We start from the raw sequence: 14493 nt of genomic DNA on the forward strand, positions 1-14493 counted from the left end.
AAGAAGAGATTAACGTGCCGGATGATGAACGGCGTTAAAACCCAGTTTACACAGCAATGATGCCGCACTGGCGTCATCACAAATTACATACAGAGATGACCATTCACGGCGCTCAAGATAGTTTTTGCGCAGTTTATCGAACTCACCCGGTATCCCGGCGACTTTACGCAGCGATGCGTCATCGCGGCGCACATCATACACCAAATGCACCAGCCTTTTCAGCGTCGGTTGATCGAGCGGACCATGCAGCGTAATGCGGCCAAACTCAGGCGCGGGCAGCAACGTATCCAGCGCAACGTGTTGTTCATGCCCAATAAACTTGCTATAGGCTTCAAACACTTGCGTCGTGCCACGCGCTTTACCCTCCAGGGTATAGCCTGCGATATGCGGCGTGCCGATATCCACTTTTGTCAGCAATTCCACATTAAGTTCCGGCTCGCCTTCCCAGACATCCAGCACCACGCTTAACTTCTGGCCTTCATTCAGGCAGGTCAGCAGCGCGGTATTATCGACGACTGCGCCACGGCAGGCGTTAATCAGAATCGCTCCGGGCTTCAGGCTACGGATCAGTTTTTCATCCGCCAGATGTAGCGTTTTGTACGGACCATCTTTAAAGAGTGGCGTATGGAAAGTCAGAATATCCGCGCGCTGGACTAACTCATCCAGCGAGCGGAAATCACCCTCATCCCCACGGTCGGCGCGAGGCGGATCGCAAAGTAAGGTTTTAATCCCTAACGCTTCCAGTCGCGCCTGCAATCGACGTCCAACGTTACCAACGCCCACGATCCCCACCGTACGGTCGTGCAGTGAAAATCCATCGCGTTCGGCAAGCATCAGCAGGGAGGAGAAAACATATTCCACCACCGCAATCGCATTACAGCCAGGTGCAGCGGAAAAACCAATTCCCGCCTGCTTCAACCATGCTTCATCGACATGGTCGGTCCCCGCAGTGGCAGTTCCAACAAATTTAATGGGTTTTCCTGCCAGCAAAGATTCATTCACTTTCGTGACCGAACGCACCATCAGCGCATCCGCGTCTGCCAGTTGAGCGACGGGGATTGGACGCCCGGGAACCGCGATCACCTCACCCAAACGGCTAAATAAGTCGCGGGCATAAGGCATATTTTCATCAACAAGGATTTTCACGTTTGTGTTACCTGTATGAGACGAGAGTTAACCGGACAAGTGTGCCATAATCTCGCGGCCAGGCATACTTGCGAAGATTTCAGGTATAAGGATACGTAATGATACAACCTATTTCCGGCCCTCCTCCTGGGCAGCCACCAGGTCAGGGAGATAACCTGCCGTCTGGCGCGGGCAATCAGCCTTTATCCAGTCAGCAACGTACTTCGCTGGAAAGCTTAATGACGAAAGTGACCTCACTGACGCAACAACAAAGAGCAGAACTGTGGGCGGGTATCAGGCACGATATTGGTCTGTCGGGAGATTCACCGCTGCTTTCGCGTCACTTCCCTGCCGCTGAGCATAATCTGGCGCAACGTCTGCTGGCCGCGCAAAAAAGCCATTCTGCCCGCCAGCTTTTAGCGCAATTAGGGGAGTATTTACGTCTGGGGAATAATCGTCAGGCGGTCACGGATTATATCCGTCATAACTTTGGTCAGACGCCGCTGAATCAGCTCTCACCGGAGCAATTAAAAACCATTCTCACCCTGTTGCAGGAAGGGAAGATGGTTATTCCGCAACCACAGCAGCGCGAGGCGACCGACCGTCCTTTATTACCGGCGGAGCACAATGCGCTAAAACAGCTGGTGACCAAACTTGCGGCGGCAACGGGGGAACCCAGCAAACAGATCTGGCAATCGATGCTGGAACTTTCCGGGGTGAAAGATGGCGAGTTAATTCCAGCGAAACTGTTTAACCATCTGGTGACCTGGCTACAGGCGCGTCAGACGCTAAGCCAGCAAAATACGCCGACGCTGGAATCACTACAGATGGCGCTAAAACAACCTTTAGATGCCAGTGAACTGGCGGCGTTATCGGCATATATCCAGCAAAAATATGGCCTTTCTGCGCAATCATCGCTTTCTTCTGCCCAGGCCGAGGATATTCTTAATCAGCTTTATCAACGGCGGGTTAAAGGGATTGATCCGCGTGATATGCAACCGCTGCTTAATCCTTTTCCACCGATGATGGACACGTTGCAAAATATGGCAACGCGTCCCGCGCTGTGGATACTGTTAGTCGCGATTATCCTGATGCTGGTCTGGCTGGTTCGTTAACCCCGACGAAATGACAGTATCGTGACAATAATACCCAGCACCGCAGAGATCGCCCCGGCAAGAAATACCGAAGAGTAACCAAACGTGGTCGCCAGCATTCCCGCCAGCGGCCCGGAGACGCCGAGGGCGATATCCTGAAACGCGGCGTAACCGCCCAGTGCGGTGCCGCGAACTTGTGAGGGGACGCGTTTAACCACCTCCACGCCCAGCGCAGGAAAGATAAGCGAACATCCGGCTCCGGTTAACGCCGCGCCCGCTAATGCGACCCATGCACCTGGGGCTTGCCAGAGCAGCAACAAGCCCACCGTTTCTACAAGCAGAGAGACAATCGCCACTTTCACGCCGCCAAAACGGTCCGGCATCCAGCCAAACATGACGCGCATCACGACAAATGCGCCGCCAAACGCGGTAAGAGTAAAGCCCGCCATCGCCCATCCTTTGCTGGCAAAGTAGAGCGAAACGAAAGTCCCGATAACCGCAAAACCAACGCCTTGTAGTGCCAGCCCTAACCCTGGTTTCCAGATAAGCCCGACAACGCTCCACAGCGATGGACGTTCTCCCGCCAGGGCCGGTACTTTGCGCACTGTGCCGTTACAGGCCCACGCCAGTAAGGGTAATACCATTGTGGTGATCGCCAGTGCGGCAAAACCGTAATGGCTATGAATCAACAGGCCAAGCGGCGCACCAACAGCGAGGGCACCGTAAATCGCCATTCCGTTCCATGACATCACTTTGCCAGAGTGTTTTGGCCCTACGATGCCTAACCCCCAGGTCAGAGCGCCTGTCAGTAACTGGCTTTCACCAAACCCAAGAATCAAACGCCCGATGACCAACAGGGCAAATTTGAACGGTGCGGAGACAGGCAAAATCGCCGCCAGCAGCAACGCGCCGCCAGCCAGACCACAAGCTAACATCCCCTGAAGCGCCGAACGTTTTGCGCCATATTGATCGGCCAGTCGCCCGGCGTAACCACGCGTCAGCACCGTAGCCAGAAACTGAATCCCGACGGCAATGCCGACCATGGTATTGCCATAGCCCAGATCATGATGAACAAACAGCGGGATAACCGGCAACGGCAACCCTACGGTCATGTAGGTGAGAAAAACCGCAAAAGCGATGCGGAAGAGCGAAAAACTGGCAGAAGATCGTGTTTCGGTTTGGCTTACAGCAGTCATGCATTACTCCAGAATGCAGCGCAAGGCGAGGAGTATCCCCGTCTCATCTCTCTGGTTTCAGGGTTACGGTGCGTTGGCAGGATTTAACGCGTACGTCTTTTCAGAAGGAAATCGACAAAGCGGGAAGTTTGCCTGGAACTGGTGGCGATTGTCAATGATGTGAAAAAGGGAACCATCAGGTTCCCTTTTGCGTTAGTGCCGGAGGCCGCATTGGCGCGTAACGTCGGATGCGACGCTGGCGCGTCTTATCCGACCTACTCCGGCCTACTGCGAATTAATCTTTCAGCTTGCGCATTACCAGCGTGGCGTTGGTGCCGCCGAAGCCGAAGCTGTTAGACATAACAGTGGTCAGTTCGCGATCGGTCGTTTCGGTCACGATGTTCAGACCCGCAGCCTGCTCGTCCAGCTCTTCAATGTTGATGCTCGGGGCGATAAAGCCGTGTTCCAGCATCAGCAGAGAGTAGATAGCTTCCTGCACACCCGCAGCGCCCAGTGAGTGACCGGTCATGGCTTTGGTTGCAGAAATCGCCGGGCTCTTATCGCCGAACACTTCACGGATAGCTGCCAGCTCTTTCACGTCGCCAACCGGAGTCGAAGTACCGTGAGAGTTCAGGTAATCGATTGGGGTATCAACGCCATGCATCGCCATCTGCATACAACGTACTGCGCCTTCGCCAGACGGAGCAACCATGTCTGCACCATCAGAGGTTGCGCCGTAGCCAACGATTTCAGCATAGATGTAAGCACCACGCGCCAGCGCGTGTTCCAGCTCTTCAACCACTACCATACCGCCGCCGCCAGCGATAACGAAACCGTCACGGTGAGCGTCGTAAGTACGGGAGGCTTTTTCCGGGGTGTCGTTGTATTTAGTAGACAGCGCACCCATCGCGTCGAATTCGCAGGCCATTTCCCAGCACAGCTCTTCGCCGCCGCCAGCAAACACGATGTCCTGTTTGCCCAGTTGGATCTGCTCTACTGCGTTACCGATACAGTGTGCGGAAGTCGCACACGCGGAGCTGATGGAGTAGTTAACGCCATGAATTTTAAACGGCGTGGTGAGACAGGCAGAAACGCCGGATGCCATCGCTTTAGTGACCACATACGGGCCAACCGCTTTCAGGCCGCGCGGGCCGCGCATTGCGTCAGCGCCGAACACCTGGAAACGCGGGGAACCGCCGCCGGAACCTGCAATCAGGCCAACGCGCGGGTTATTCTGGTAAGCTTCCGGAGAGAGGCCCGCATCAGCGATTGCCTGCTCCATAGAAAGGAATGCATAAATGGATGCGTCGCTCATAAAGCGCACAACTTTGCGGTCAATGAGGCCAGTGGTATCCAGTTTTATGTTGCCCCAGACGTGGCTACGCATGCCGGAATCCTTCAGCTCCTGAGAGAAAGTGATCCCTGAACGTCCTTCACGCAGAGATGCCAGGACTTCCTGCTGGTTATTACCGATGCTGGAAACAATGCCCAGGCCAGTAATCACTGCACGTTTCATTCAATACCTCTGTAAGTCGCACATAGAGTAAGTTTCGAATGCACAATAGCGTACACTTGTACGCCGAACAAGTCCGATCAGCCATTTAATAGAGAAATTTGCGCAGCCTTACACACATCGCTAAGATCGAGCCACCGCCTGTAAGACGAGTAACTTACGTGAAACACTACTCCATACAACCTGCCAACCTCGAATTTAATGCTGAGGGTACACCTGTTTCCCGAGATTTTGACGATGTCTATTTTTCCAACGATAACGGGCTGGAAGAGACGCGTTATGTTTTTCTGGGAGGTAACCAATTAGAGGTACGCTTTCCTGCGCATCCACATCCTCTGTTTGTGGTAGCAGAGAGCGGCTTCGGCACCGGATTAAACTTCCTGACGCTATGGCAGGCATTTGATCAGTTTCGCGAAGCGCATCCGCAAGCGCAATTACAACGCTTACATTTCATTAGTTTTGAGAAATTTCCCCTCACCCGTGCGGATTTAGCCTTAGCGCATCAACACTGGCCGGAACTGGCTCCGTGGGCAGAACAACTTCAGGCGCAGTGGCCAATGCCCTTGCCCGGTTGCCATCGTTTATTGCTCGATGAAGGCCGCGTGACGCTGGATTTATGGTTTGGCGATATTAACGAACTGACCAGCCAACTGGACGATTCGCTAAATCAAAAAGTAGATGCCTGGTTTCTGGACGGCTTTGCGCCAGCTAAAAACCCGGATATGTGGACGCAAAATCTGTTTAACGCCATGGCAAGGTTGGCGCGTCCAGGCGGCACGCTGGCGACATTTACGTCTGCCGGTTTTGTCCGCCGCGGTTTGCAGGAAGCCGGATTCACGATGCAAAAACGTAAGGGCTTTGGGCGCAAACGGGAAATGCTTTGTGGGGTGATGGAACAGACATTACCACTCCCCTGCTCCACGCCGTGGTTTAATCGTACGGGCAGCAGCAAACGGGAAGTAGCGATTATCGGTGGTGGTATTGCCAGCGCGTTGTTGTCGCTGGCGTTATTACGGCGCGGCTGGCAGGTAGCGCTTTATTGCGCGGATGAAGCCCCCGCGCTGGGTGCTTCCGGCAATCGCCAGGGGGCGCTGTATCCGTTATTAAGCAAACACGATGAGGCGCTAAACCGCTTTTTCTCTAATGCGTTTACTTTTGCTCGTCGGTTTTACGACCAATTACCCGTTAAATTTGATCATGACTGGTGCGGCGTCACGCAGTTAGGCTGGGATGAGAAAAGCCAGCATAAAATCGCACAGATGTTGTCAATGGATTTACCCGCAGAACTGGCTGTAGCCGTTGAGGCAAATGCGGTTGAACAAATTACGGGCGTTGCGACAAATTGCAGCGGCATTACTTATCCGCAAGGTGGTTGGCTGTGCCCAGCAGAACTGACCCGTAATGTGCTGGAACTGGCGCAACAGCAGGGTTTGCAGATTTATTATCAATATCAGTTACAGAATTTATCCCGTAAGGATGACTGTTGGTTGTTGAATTTTGCAGGAGATCAGCAAGCAACACACAGCGTAGTGGTACTGGCGAACGGGCATCAAATCAGCCGTTTCAGCCAAACGTCGACTCTCCCGGTGTATTCGGTTGCCGGGCAGGTCAGCCATATTCCGACAACGCCGGAACTGGCAGAGCTGAAGCAGGTGCTGTGCTATGACGGTTATCTCACGCCACAAAATCCGGCGAATCAACATCATTGTATTGGTGCCAGTTATCATCGCGGCAGCGAAGATACGGCGTACAGTGAGGACGATCAGCAGCAGAATCGCCAGCGGTTGATTGATTGTTTCCCGCAGGCACAGTGGGCAAAAGAGGTTGATGTCAGTGATAAAGAGGCGCGCTGCGGTGTGCGTTGTGCCACCCGCGATCATCTGCCAATGGTAGGCAATGTTCCCGATTATGAGGCAACACTCGTGGAATATGCGTCGTTGGCGGAGCAAAAAGATGAGGCGGTAAGCGCGCCGTTTTTTGTCGATCTCTTTATGTTTGCGGCTTTAGGTTCTCGCGGTTTGTGTTCTGCCCCGCTGTGTGCCGAGATTCTGGCGGCGCAGATGAGCGACGAACCGATTCCGATGGATGCCAGTACGCTGGCGGCGTTAAACCCGAATCGGTTATGGGTGCGGAAATTGTTGAAGGGTAAAGCGGTTAAGGCGGGGTAATCTGCTCTCGCAGTGTTTGCCGGATGCGGCGTGAACGCCTTATCCAACCTACGTGTGACGTGTAGGCCTGATAAGACGCGATAAGCGTCGCATCAGGCATGGTGCTCCAGACGCCGCAACTTACAGCTGTGACGCCTGCTGAAACAGGTTTTCCCACATATCGGTCACCAGCGCCTGGTCACGCGGCGACAATTCACCGGCACCAATGGCTTTTTCCAGACTCTGGCTAACGGTCGTATGCACCGCCTGAGCGGAGTGGTCATCACCACTTTCCAGTTCTGCGATGGCTAATGTCAGGTGGCCACGCAAATACCCACTGGCAAACAACTCATCATCACTGGCATGGTCAACCATGCCGTCGATTAATGCCAGAATGCGTGATTCAAACTCCGCGATCATCTTCTTTCCTCATTGTAAAACGTGGCGCTGGCTTCAGTTGAGCGCTTCCGGCCACGGGAACTGTTCCGCCGTAAGTTCCGGCGTGTGATAATAATTTTGTAGTGCTTTAATGAAGCGTGCCGGGCGTTCCGGAATGCCATTTGTCAGATAATCCATCACCTGCGCATGTACCCGCCGTTGAAACACCACACGATCCGGTTCGAAATCCCCTTCCAGATTGTCGCAACTGACGTTAAACGGATATCCAGCCGCCACGCAGAATAACCAGTCGAACGCCTGCGGCTTCACTTCAACATCTTCAAACTGGCTTTGCGTCTGGGCATCGCGTCCGTCCGGGCAATACCAGTAGCCGAAATCAACCAGCTCACGGCGCGCTTTTCCGGCAATACACCAGTGCGAAATCTCATGAATTGCGCTGGCATAAAAGCCATGAGCAAAGACGATTCGGTTATACGGTACTTCCGCATCAGCAGGAAGATAGATCGGTTCGTCGTCGCCTTTAATCAGACGGGTATTAAATTCATCGGCAAAGCAGCTATTAAAAATTTCAATCAACTGCTCGTAGTGGTGTGTACTGTTCATTAGTTCATCCCCAACCAGTGGAGGATCTCCTGTCCGTGGCTATCGTAAAGTAATTTGGCACTCATCACCGCCGAGACGATAACAATCATCGGGCGGATCAGCTTTTGTCCTTTGCTCAACACCAACCGTGAACCCATGCGCGCGCCGAGGAACTGCCCCACCAGCATGACAAAGCCCGTCGCCCAAATCACTTTGCCGCCGAGAATAAACAGCAGCAGACCGCCAATGTTTGACGTTGCGTTGAGTAATTTGGCGTGAGCCGTGGCTTTGGCGAGGTTGAATCCGCACAGCGTAACGAAGGCCAGCGCGTAAAACGATCCGGCAGCCGGGCCAAAGAATCCGTCATAAAAACCGACGCAGCCACCGGCAATTAACGCGAAGGGTAAACCGTACATCCGGCGCTGGCGATCTTCTTCACCCAGCTTTGGCATCAGCAAGAAATAGAGACCGATACAAATCACCAGAATGGGCAAAATCTGCCGTAAGACATCAGCCTGAACGTACTGTACCAACAGTGCGCCGCTCATTGAGCCGACAAAGGTCATGGCAATATTGAGTTTCTGATCGCTTAAACTAACCACTTTGCGGCGAATAAAGTAGATAGTGGCGGAAATAGAGCCGCCGCAGGCTTGCAGTTTATTGGTTGCCAGCGCGTTAGCGGGAGACATTCCCGCAGCCATCAATGCCGGAATGGTGAGTAACCCACCGCCACCGGCAATCGAGTCGATAAATCCCGCCAGCATGGCGACAAAAAAGAGAACTCCCAGCAACAGCGGAGAAACCATAAACAGGCTATTAAACGTTTCCATTAGATCACGTGCTCATCCAGTAGCGCCTGGCAGGAAGGCGGCAACGGAGGCGGTGTCTTCTTCTCAGGCTTTGTTGTTCCCGGTTTTGGAGGTTCAAACCAGCTTTGCAGTTCTGCCCCGCAACCATCGCCTGATGGCGGTAAAGGTTGATCTTCACACTCCAGACTATCGGCAGGGCAACGTAATCGTACATGCATATGCGCGCGATGCTGGAACCAGGGTCGCACTTTGCGCAACCAGTCGCGATCGGTGCCCGCATCAAGGCAAAGTTGTTGTTTAATCGCCGGATTAACAAAAATGCGCGTGACGTCTTTGTCCTGGGCGGCGAGTTTGATCAAGCTGAAAATTTCTGGCTTCCACAGCGTGGAGACAACGTGTTTACCGTCGCGGGAAACTAAGTCCAATGCTTGCGGGCGCAAGAGCTGCGCGGAGGTCCAGCGAGTTTTCGGCAGTTGCAGAAAGATATCGACATCCAGTCCGGTCTGGTGGCTGGCATGACCGCCGTTGAAACGCCCACCAGCGGGCATCCCCATATCGCCAATCAGCACCGTACCCATGCCCAGATTGCTCACCTGGCTACTCAGACGCTGGATAAACATCACCAGATCCGGGTGACCGAAATAGCGACGCTGATCGGTACGCATGACCTGATAATGTTCGGACTGTATCGGCAACGTGTCAGCGCCGACAATACAGCCATTAGAAAAACTGCCTATCGATTGTGCGCTACCCGGCACAGGTTGGGTTATTTTTTGCCACGGCGTCGCTGCCAGGCTAGCGCTACTGGCAAGCAGAGCCAGCAGCGCAATCGCGGTTTTGTTCATTTTTTACCAGCGTGGAATATCAGTCTTCACATCGGCATTTTGCGCCCGCTGCCGTAACAGGTGATCCATTAAAACGATCGCCAGCATCGCTTCAGCGATCGGCACTGCACGGATCCCGACACAGGGATCGTGACGGCCTTTGGTGATCATCTCAACTTCTTCGCCAAAGCGGTTAATAGTGCGCCCCGGCACGGTAATGCTGGAGGTCGGTTTCAGCGCCATATGAGCAATGATTTGCTGCCCGCTGCTGATACCGCCGAAAATGCCGCCCGCATGGTTGCTCTGGAAACCGTCTTTGGTGATTTCGTCGCGGTTCTGGCTGCCGCGCAGCGCCACTACGTCAAAACCGTCGCCAATTTCCACGCCTTTCACCGCGTTGATGCTCATCAGCGCATGGGCGATGTCGGCATCCAGGCGGTCAAAGACCGGCTCGCCAAGTCCGGCGGGGACACCACTGGCAACAACGGTGACTTTCGCGCCGATGGAGTCGCCCTCTTTTTTCAGCGCGCGCATCAGTTCATCTAACGCGTCGATTTTGTCGGGGTCCGGGCAGAAGAACGGATTTTGTTCAACCAGCGACCAGTCTTTGATTTCCAGCGGAATGTCGCCCATCTGGGTCAGGCAGCCGCGGATTTCAATACCAAATTTCTCGGCGAGATATTTTTTGGCAATCGCCCCTGCCGCCACGCGCATGGCGGTTTCGCGGGCGGAAGAACGTCCACCGCCGCGATAATCGCGCAGACCGTATTTTTGTTCATAGGTGTAATCAGCATGGCCTGGACGGAAGACGTCTTTAATTGCGCTGTAATCCTGAGAACGCTGGTCGGTATTTTCGATCAACAAGCCAATGCTGGTGCCAGTAGTAACGCCTTCAAAAACACCGGAGAGTATTTTGACCTGATCCGGCTCGCGGCGCTGGGTGGTATAGCGCGATGTCCCAGGGCGACGACGATCAAGGTCATGTTGCAGGTCCGCTTCCGTCAGCGGAATGCCTGGCGGAACACCATCGACGATGCAGCCGAGCGCCAGCCCGTGCGATTCGCCGAAGGTGGTTACGCGAAAGAGTTGTCCAATTGTGTTTCCAGCCATCACGGCTCCGTTATTGTTGTGTTTGCGTGTTTACTTAATCTTTATAAATCGCGAAATGTTCTCGTGCGGCAATAAGCTGCTCTTTAGTGAGCATAAACACACCATCGCCGCCGTTATCAAACTCCAGCCAGGTGAACGGAACATCGGGATATTGTTCCATAAGATGTACCATGCTGTTGCCCACTTCACAAATCAACACGCCATCATCAGCAAGGTAATCTGCCGCGTTACCGAGAATGCGACGCGTCAGTTTCAGGCCGTCGGTGCCAGATGCCAGGCCCAGTTCCGGCTCGTGACGGTATTCGTTTGGCAGGTCGGACATATCTTCCGCGTCGACATACGGCGGGTTAGTGACAATCAGATCGTATTGCACTTTCGGCAAATCACGGAACAGATCGGAACGAATCGGAATGACGTTGTGGATCAGACCGTGTTCTTCGATGTTCTGTTCGGCAACCGCCAGCGCGTCGGGAGAGATATCTACCGCGTCGACTTCCGCTTCCGGGAAGGCATAAGCACAGGCAATGGCGATGCAGCCGCTACCGGTACACATATCTAAAATATGCTGCGGTTGCTTGCTGATGAGTCCGGCAAATTTATTGTTGATCAGTTCACCAATCGGCGAGCGCGGCACCAGCACGCGTTCATCGACGTAAAATTCATGACCGCAGAACCAGGCTTTATTGGTCAGGTAAGCCACCGGAATGCGCTCGTTGACGCGGCGGATCACGCGTTCAACAATACGGTGTTTTTCGCTGGAGGTCAGACGCGCGGTGCGCATATCTTCCGGGATATCCAGCGGCAGGTAGAGCGATGGTAACACCAGCTGTACGGCTTCATCCCACGGGTTATCGGTGCCGTGACCGTACCAGATATTTGCCGCGCTGAAGCGGCTTACCGACCAGCGCAACATGTCCTGAATGGTTTGCAGCTCATTTACTGCTTCATCAACGAAAATTTTATCCACGTATTCCTCCAGGGCATGATCGCAATAATTTCGGCGGCTAGTTTGCCATGAAGATGACGATAAATCAGCATTCACGCGCGGTGAGTGAGGAAAAATACGTTTAAAACGATCGATTGTGCTACGAGTCGGGTAAACTGTAGGAAAATTAGAAATAGAGACAGATAAATGAAAAAGAAAACAACACTTAGCGAGGAGGACCAGGCTCTGTTTCGCCAGTTGATGGCGGGGACTCGCAAGATTAAGCAGGACACGATTGTCCACCGACCGCAGCGTAAAAAAATCAGCGAAGTGCCGGTGAAACGCTTGATCCAGGAGCAGGCTGATGCCAGCCATTATTTCTCCGATGAGTTTCAGCCGTTATTAAATACCGAAGGTCCGGTGAAATATGTTCGCCCGGATGTCAGCCATTTTGAGGCGAAGAAACTGCGCCGCGGCGATTATTCACCGGAATTGTTTTTGGATTTACACGGTCTGACGCAGCTGCAGGCCAAGCAGGAACTGGGCGCGTTGATTGCCGCCTGTCGCCGCGAACATGTGTTTTGTGCCTGCGTGATGCATGGGCACGGGAAGCATATTTTGAAGCAACAAACACCGCTGTGGCTGGCACAACATCCGCATGTGATGGCATTTCACCAGGCACCGAAAGAGTACGGCGGTGATGCGGCTTTGTTGGTGTTGATTGAAGTGGAAGAGTGGTTGCCGCCGGAGTTGCCCTGAATGCTGGCAGCAAATGCCGGAGCAGCGTAAACGCCTTATCCGGCCTACAAATATGTGATAATTCAATAAATTGCAATTCACTTCGTAGGCCTGATAAGACGCATCAGAGCAATACTACGAACTTCAGTTCATTCAATACATACTGAAAACGACACGTCGAATCAATCGGTTGCCCACTACTGGTATTCACATTCACCACAATATCGTGTAGTACTTTATCCGTTACCGGATGACGAGTTGGCGTAACCGTTACCGTTGATTTATCACAACCGTAAGAGGTAAAGGTTAACAATTCTGATACCGCGCGGCAGTATGCTCCTCTGCCATCATTATCAGAAAAATTACTGCCATCACAGAGTCTGCCGCCTTCCATCAGGTAGGTCGAAAGCGTGGTGGTCACTGTTGACCCCGTGGACTGAATTCGTAACGCCTTATTATGGCTGACATAATTTTCACTCCAGGAGATATCGTATGAAGCGACCGGTATCGTTGGGCATATTGTGTTATGCACTGTAGGGGCCGTATAGCTTCCAAATCCGGGTAAATCTGTATAGGAATAAAAGGATGCGATCCAAGGGCAACCATAATCATCAGATGCAACGGTAATTTTAAACGTCATATATGCACAACGAAAAATTTTCGTATCTATGCCAGGGCAATTTGAGTTATTAATTGTATCAAAGTCAGTCAGTACCAAAGTTGGAGCTGAACCCGACCCAGACCAGGAAATAACCCGCAACGTATCGCCTTTATACGCAAAAGAATCATATTTCCCATATGCAACCTCCTTTGGCGTTATCACCGTAACATTGAAAACACTGCTCGCTACAGCACCGGTTACCTTGTCCATGGCATAATAAACTCTCACACTGTCAAAACTCGCACTCATAAGTTTATCTCCAGCATAACTCTTAGATGCGCCGACAACACTCAGAACGAGCAGCATTAGGCTCGCGAAAATTATGGTCCATTTTTTCATTTCAGAAATACTCAAAGGTTGCCGTCACTGTGGCACTAAAGTCTCCGGACGTTACATCTCGCCCGCTCTTTGCCTGTAACCAGGTATTAAAATTTAGGCTGTTATTTCCCTGATTCAGCGGGAGCGTGACGCCTGTTGTATTGTTGATTGGCACCGATGTGCCTGCCGCAGTTTCAATACCAATCCCAGCGCCGGATGCTGATGACGAGGAGTCAAAGGCCAGAAAGCCGGGTAGAGCACTATCTTCTGTTCCTGTCAACGTTACTTTGACATTAAACAATGTAGAACTATGACAATCTTTCAATTGAAACACCAATGGCACTCGCTCTGACTGCCCAAGGTTCATTAAATCGCTGGCGGCAATGGCAGGAAAATGTACTTCTGCCAACTGGCTACCATTAATCACTGGCGTACACGATTTACTGATTAAATTGCCGGTAAAGTGCAAATTATCTCCTGCTATTGTGGTTCCACTGCCCAGCAACATCAGGCTACTAATAAAAAACAACGTACGCTTTTTCTTCATTGGTAATCTACCTGTAACGTGGCCCAGGCCTCAAAGTCCGCCTCTGGCAGAACGACACCACTCTTTTTTACTGGCACAGCCGTTAACACCGGTAAATCGGTTTCATTCACCACAAGTGGCGTATTGATCGTAAAACTCTGCCCTGCCTGTTTGAGCTGAATGCCTAAACCAGTGATATTGCTGCTTACTGCAGCATTATCAAAATCGCTTGGTGTGCCACTCCAGCTCAAGGTCATTTCCATTAATGGGTCGCGAACCGCCGTATCGCAGGTAATGGAATACGGCACGGTTTGCTCATAATTGCTGCCATTAATGTCATCAATAAGCACATCCTGAAAAGTTATTTCAATGGTTTGAGCGTTGCTAATCGTGCAGTTAGGCGGCTGCACTAAATAACCGTGAAAAGAGACGTTTGAGAGTGCCATCGAGCAAAAGCCCCACAGCAAAATAAGCGAGATCCGTTTCATTGGTAATCCACCACAATTGTGGCACTGGCGTTAAATTCAGCTGCCGCTAACGTTGTACC

General features: G+C 52.4%; 15 protein-coding genes and 1 pseudogene. 3 read left to right on the top strand and 13 right to left on the bottom strand.

Going from position 1 to position 14493, the window contains the following annotated elements; all coding sequences use genetic code 11:
• Positions 1-9: 9 nt before the first annotated feature.
• Positions 10-1146, bottom strand: coding sequence for a 4-phosphoerythronate dehydrogenase PdxB (gene pdxB / locus ACUU1M_RS06720; protein WP_000699106.1), 1137 nt, complete (start codon positions 1144-1146; stop codon positions 10-12).
• Positions 1147-1244: 98 nt separating this feature from the next.
• Here pdxB and flk point away from each other — a divergent pair, with 98 nt between their 5' ends.
• A complete protein-coding gene (gene flk, locus ACUU1M_RS06725) occupies positions 1245-2240 on the top strand; it encodes a flagella biosynthesis regulator Flk (RefSeq protein WP_000615813.1) in 996 nt (331 codons plus the stop codon).
• On the opposite strand, the gene ACUU1M_RS06730 is transcribed toward flk, so the two are convergent.
• Complete coding sequence (locus ACUU1M_RS06730; protein ID WP_000127803.1) at positions 2237-3415, bottom strand: arabinose transporter; 1179 nt, start codon at positions 3413-3415, stop codon at positions 2237-2239. The two genes, flk and ACUU1M_RS06730, sit on opposite strands and share 4 nt — an antisense overlap.
• A 274-nt stretch (positions 3416-3689) precedes the next feature.
• Positions 3690-4910 (bottom strand): beta-ketoacyl-ACP synthase I, encoded by a 1221-nt coding sequence (gene fabB / locus ACUU1M_RS06735; protein ID WP_000817169.1) that lies wholly within the window; start codon positions 4908-4910, stop codon positions 3690-3692.
• Positions 4911-5068: 158 nt separating this feature from the next.
• Here fabB and mnmC point away from each other — a divergent pair, with 158 nt between their 5' ends.
• The gene (mnmC, locus tag ACUU1M_RS06740; protein WP_152028895.1) at positions 5069-7075 is read left to right on the top strand and encodes a bifunctional tRNA (5-methylaminomethyl-2-thiouridine)(34)-methyltransferase MnmD/FAD-dependent 5-carboxymethylaminomethyl-2-thiouridine(34) oxidoreductase MnmC; all 2007 of its coding nucleotides are present in this window, start codon (positions 5069-5071) and stop codon (positions 7073-7075) included.
• Positions 7076-7195: 120 nt separating this feature from the next.
• On the opposite strand, the gene ACUU1M_RS06745 is transcribed toward mnmC, so the two are convergent.
• From ACUU1M_RS06745 to prmB, 6 genes are read right to left on the bottom strand one after another with little or no spacing between them, the layout of a single operon-like run.
• Positions 7196-7474: a YfcL family protein gene (locus ACUU1M_RS06745; RefSeq protein WP_000559763.1), complete on the bottom strand. Its 279-nt coding sequence runs from the start codon at positions 7472-7474 to the stop codon at positions 7196-7198.
• Positions 7475-7507: 33 nt separating this feature from the next.
• The gene (gene epmC, locus ACUU1M_RS06750) at positions 7508-8056 is read right to left on the bottom strand and encodes an elongation factor P hydroxylase (protein WP_001089233.1); all 549 of its coding nucleotides are present in this window, start codon (positions 8054-8056) and stop codon (positions 7508-7510) included.
• Positions 8056-8865, bottom strand: a complete 810-nt coding sequence (locus ACUU1M_RS06755) for a sulfite exporter TauE/SafE family protein (RefSeq protein WP_000447361.1) — start codon at positions 8863-8865, stop codon at positions 8056-8058. Before ACUU1M_RS06755 ends, epmC begins: the two co-directional genes overlap by 1 nt.
• Positions 8865-9689: a penicillin-insensitive murein endopeptidase gene (gene mepA / locus ACUU1M_RS06760; protein WP_001043825.1), complete on the bottom strand. Its 825-nt coding sequence runs from the start codon at positions 9687-9689 to the stop codon at positions 8865-8867. The genes ACUU1M_RS06755 and mepA overlap by 1 nt, the downstream gene beginning before the upstream one ends.
• A 3-nt stretch (positions 9690-9692) precedes the next feature.
• Positions 9693-10778 carry a chorismate synthase gene (gene aroC / locus ACUU1M_RS06765; RefSeq protein ID WP_000918467.1) on the bottom strand — a complete coding sequence of 362 codons (1086 nt, stop codon included), beginning with the start codon at positions 10776-10778 and terminating at the stop codon, positions 9693-9695.
• 34 nt (positions 10779-10812) lie between these two features.
• Positions 10813-11745: a 50S ribosomal protein L3 N(5)-glutamine methyltransferase gene (gene prmB, locus ACUU1M_RS06770; protein ID WP_001298774.1), complete on the bottom strand. Its 933-nt coding sequence runs from the start codon at positions 11743-11745 to the stop codon at positions 10813-10815.
• Between the two features lie 165 nt (positions 11746-11910).
• On the opposite strand from prmB, the gene smrB reads away from it, so the two are divergent.
• Positions 11911-12462: an endonuclease SmrB gene (gene smrB / locus ACUU1M_RS06775; RefSeq protein ID WP_000730806.1), complete on the top strand. Its 552-nt coding sequence runs from the start codon at positions 11911-11913 to the stop codon at positions 12460-12462.
• A gap of 103 nt (positions 12463-12565) precedes the next feature.
• Here smrB and ACUU1M_RS06780 read toward each other — a convergent pair whose 3' ends face one another.
• The 4 genes and pseudogenes from ACUU1M_RS06780 to ACUU1M_RS06795 form a co-directional block, all read right to left on the bottom strand.
• On the bottom strand, positions 12566-13456 hold the full coding sequence (locus ACUU1M_RS06780; protein WP_011069456.1) for a StfH/YfcO family fimbrial adhesin: 891 nt from the start codon (positions 13454-13456) through the stop codon (positions 12566-12568).
• Positions 13443-13967 carry a fimbrial protein gene (locus ACUU1M_RS06785; RefSeq protein ID WP_000730291.1) on the bottom strand — a complete coding sequence of 175 codons (525 nt, stop codon included), beginning with the start codon at positions 13965-13967 and terminating at the stop codon, positions 13443-13445. Before ACUU1M_RS06785 ends, ACUU1M_RS06780 begins: the two co-directional genes overlap by 14 nt.
• Complete coding sequence (locus ACUU1M_RS06790; protein ID WP_000822649.1) at positions 13964-14434, bottom strand: fimbrial protein; 471 nt, start codon at positions 14432-14434, stop codon at positions 13964-13966. The genes ACUU1M_RS06785 and ACUU1M_RS06790 overlap by 4 nt, the downstream gene beginning before the upstream one ends.
• Positions 14431-14493 (bottom strand): annotated as a pseudogene (locus ACUU1M_RS06795) (fimbrial protein); the annotation flags it as partial. The pseudogene ACUU1M_RS06795 and the gene ACUU1M_RS06790, both read right to left, overlap by 4 nt.

The organism is Shigella sp. SIG6, from assembly GCF_053555815.1.

Coding starts and splice junctions, on each gene's coding strand:
- mepA (WP_001043825.1), bottom strand. CDS start 9,689: ATGAACAAAACCGCGATTGCGCTGCTGGCTCTGCTTGCCAGTAGCGCT.
- ACUU1M_RS06790 (WP_000822649.1), bottom strand. CDS start 14,434: ATGAAACGGATCTCGCTTATTTTGCTGTGGGGCTTTTGCTCGATGGCA.
- fabB (WP_000817169.1), bottom strand. CDS start 4,910: ATGAAACGTGCAGTGATTACTGGCCTGGGCATTGTTTCCAGCATCGGT.
- ACUU1M_RS06745 (WP_000559763.1), bottom strand. CDS start 7,474: ATGATCGCGGAGTTTGAATCACGCATTCTGGCATTAATCGACGGCATG.
- ACUU1M_RS06785 (WP_000730291.1), bottom strand. CDS start 13,967: ATGAAGAAAAAGCGTACGTTGTTTTTTATTAGTAGCCTGATGTTGCTG.
- epmC (WP_001089233.1), bottom strand. CDS start 8,056: ATGAACAGTACACACCACTACGAGCAGTTGATTGAAATTTTTAATAGC.
- flk (WP_000615813.1), top strand. CDS start 1,245: ATGATACAACCTATTTCCGGCCCTCCTCCTGGGCAGCCACCAGGTCAG.
- ACUU1M_RS06755 (WP_000447361.1), bottom strand. CDS start 8,865: ATGGAAACGTTTAATAGCCTGTTTATGGTTTCTCCGCTGTTGCTGGGA.
- ACUU1M_RS06730 (WP_000127803.1), bottom strand. CDS start 3,415: ATGACTGCTGTAAGCCAAACCGAAACACGATCTTCTGCCAGTTTTTCG.
- aroC (WP_000918467.1), bottom strand. CDS start 10,778: ATGGCTGGAAACACAATTGGACAACTCTTTCGCGTAACCACCTTCGGC.
- smrB (WP_000730806.1), top strand. CDS start 11,911: ATGAAAAAGAAAACAACACTTAGCGAGGAGGACCAGGCTCTGTTTCGC.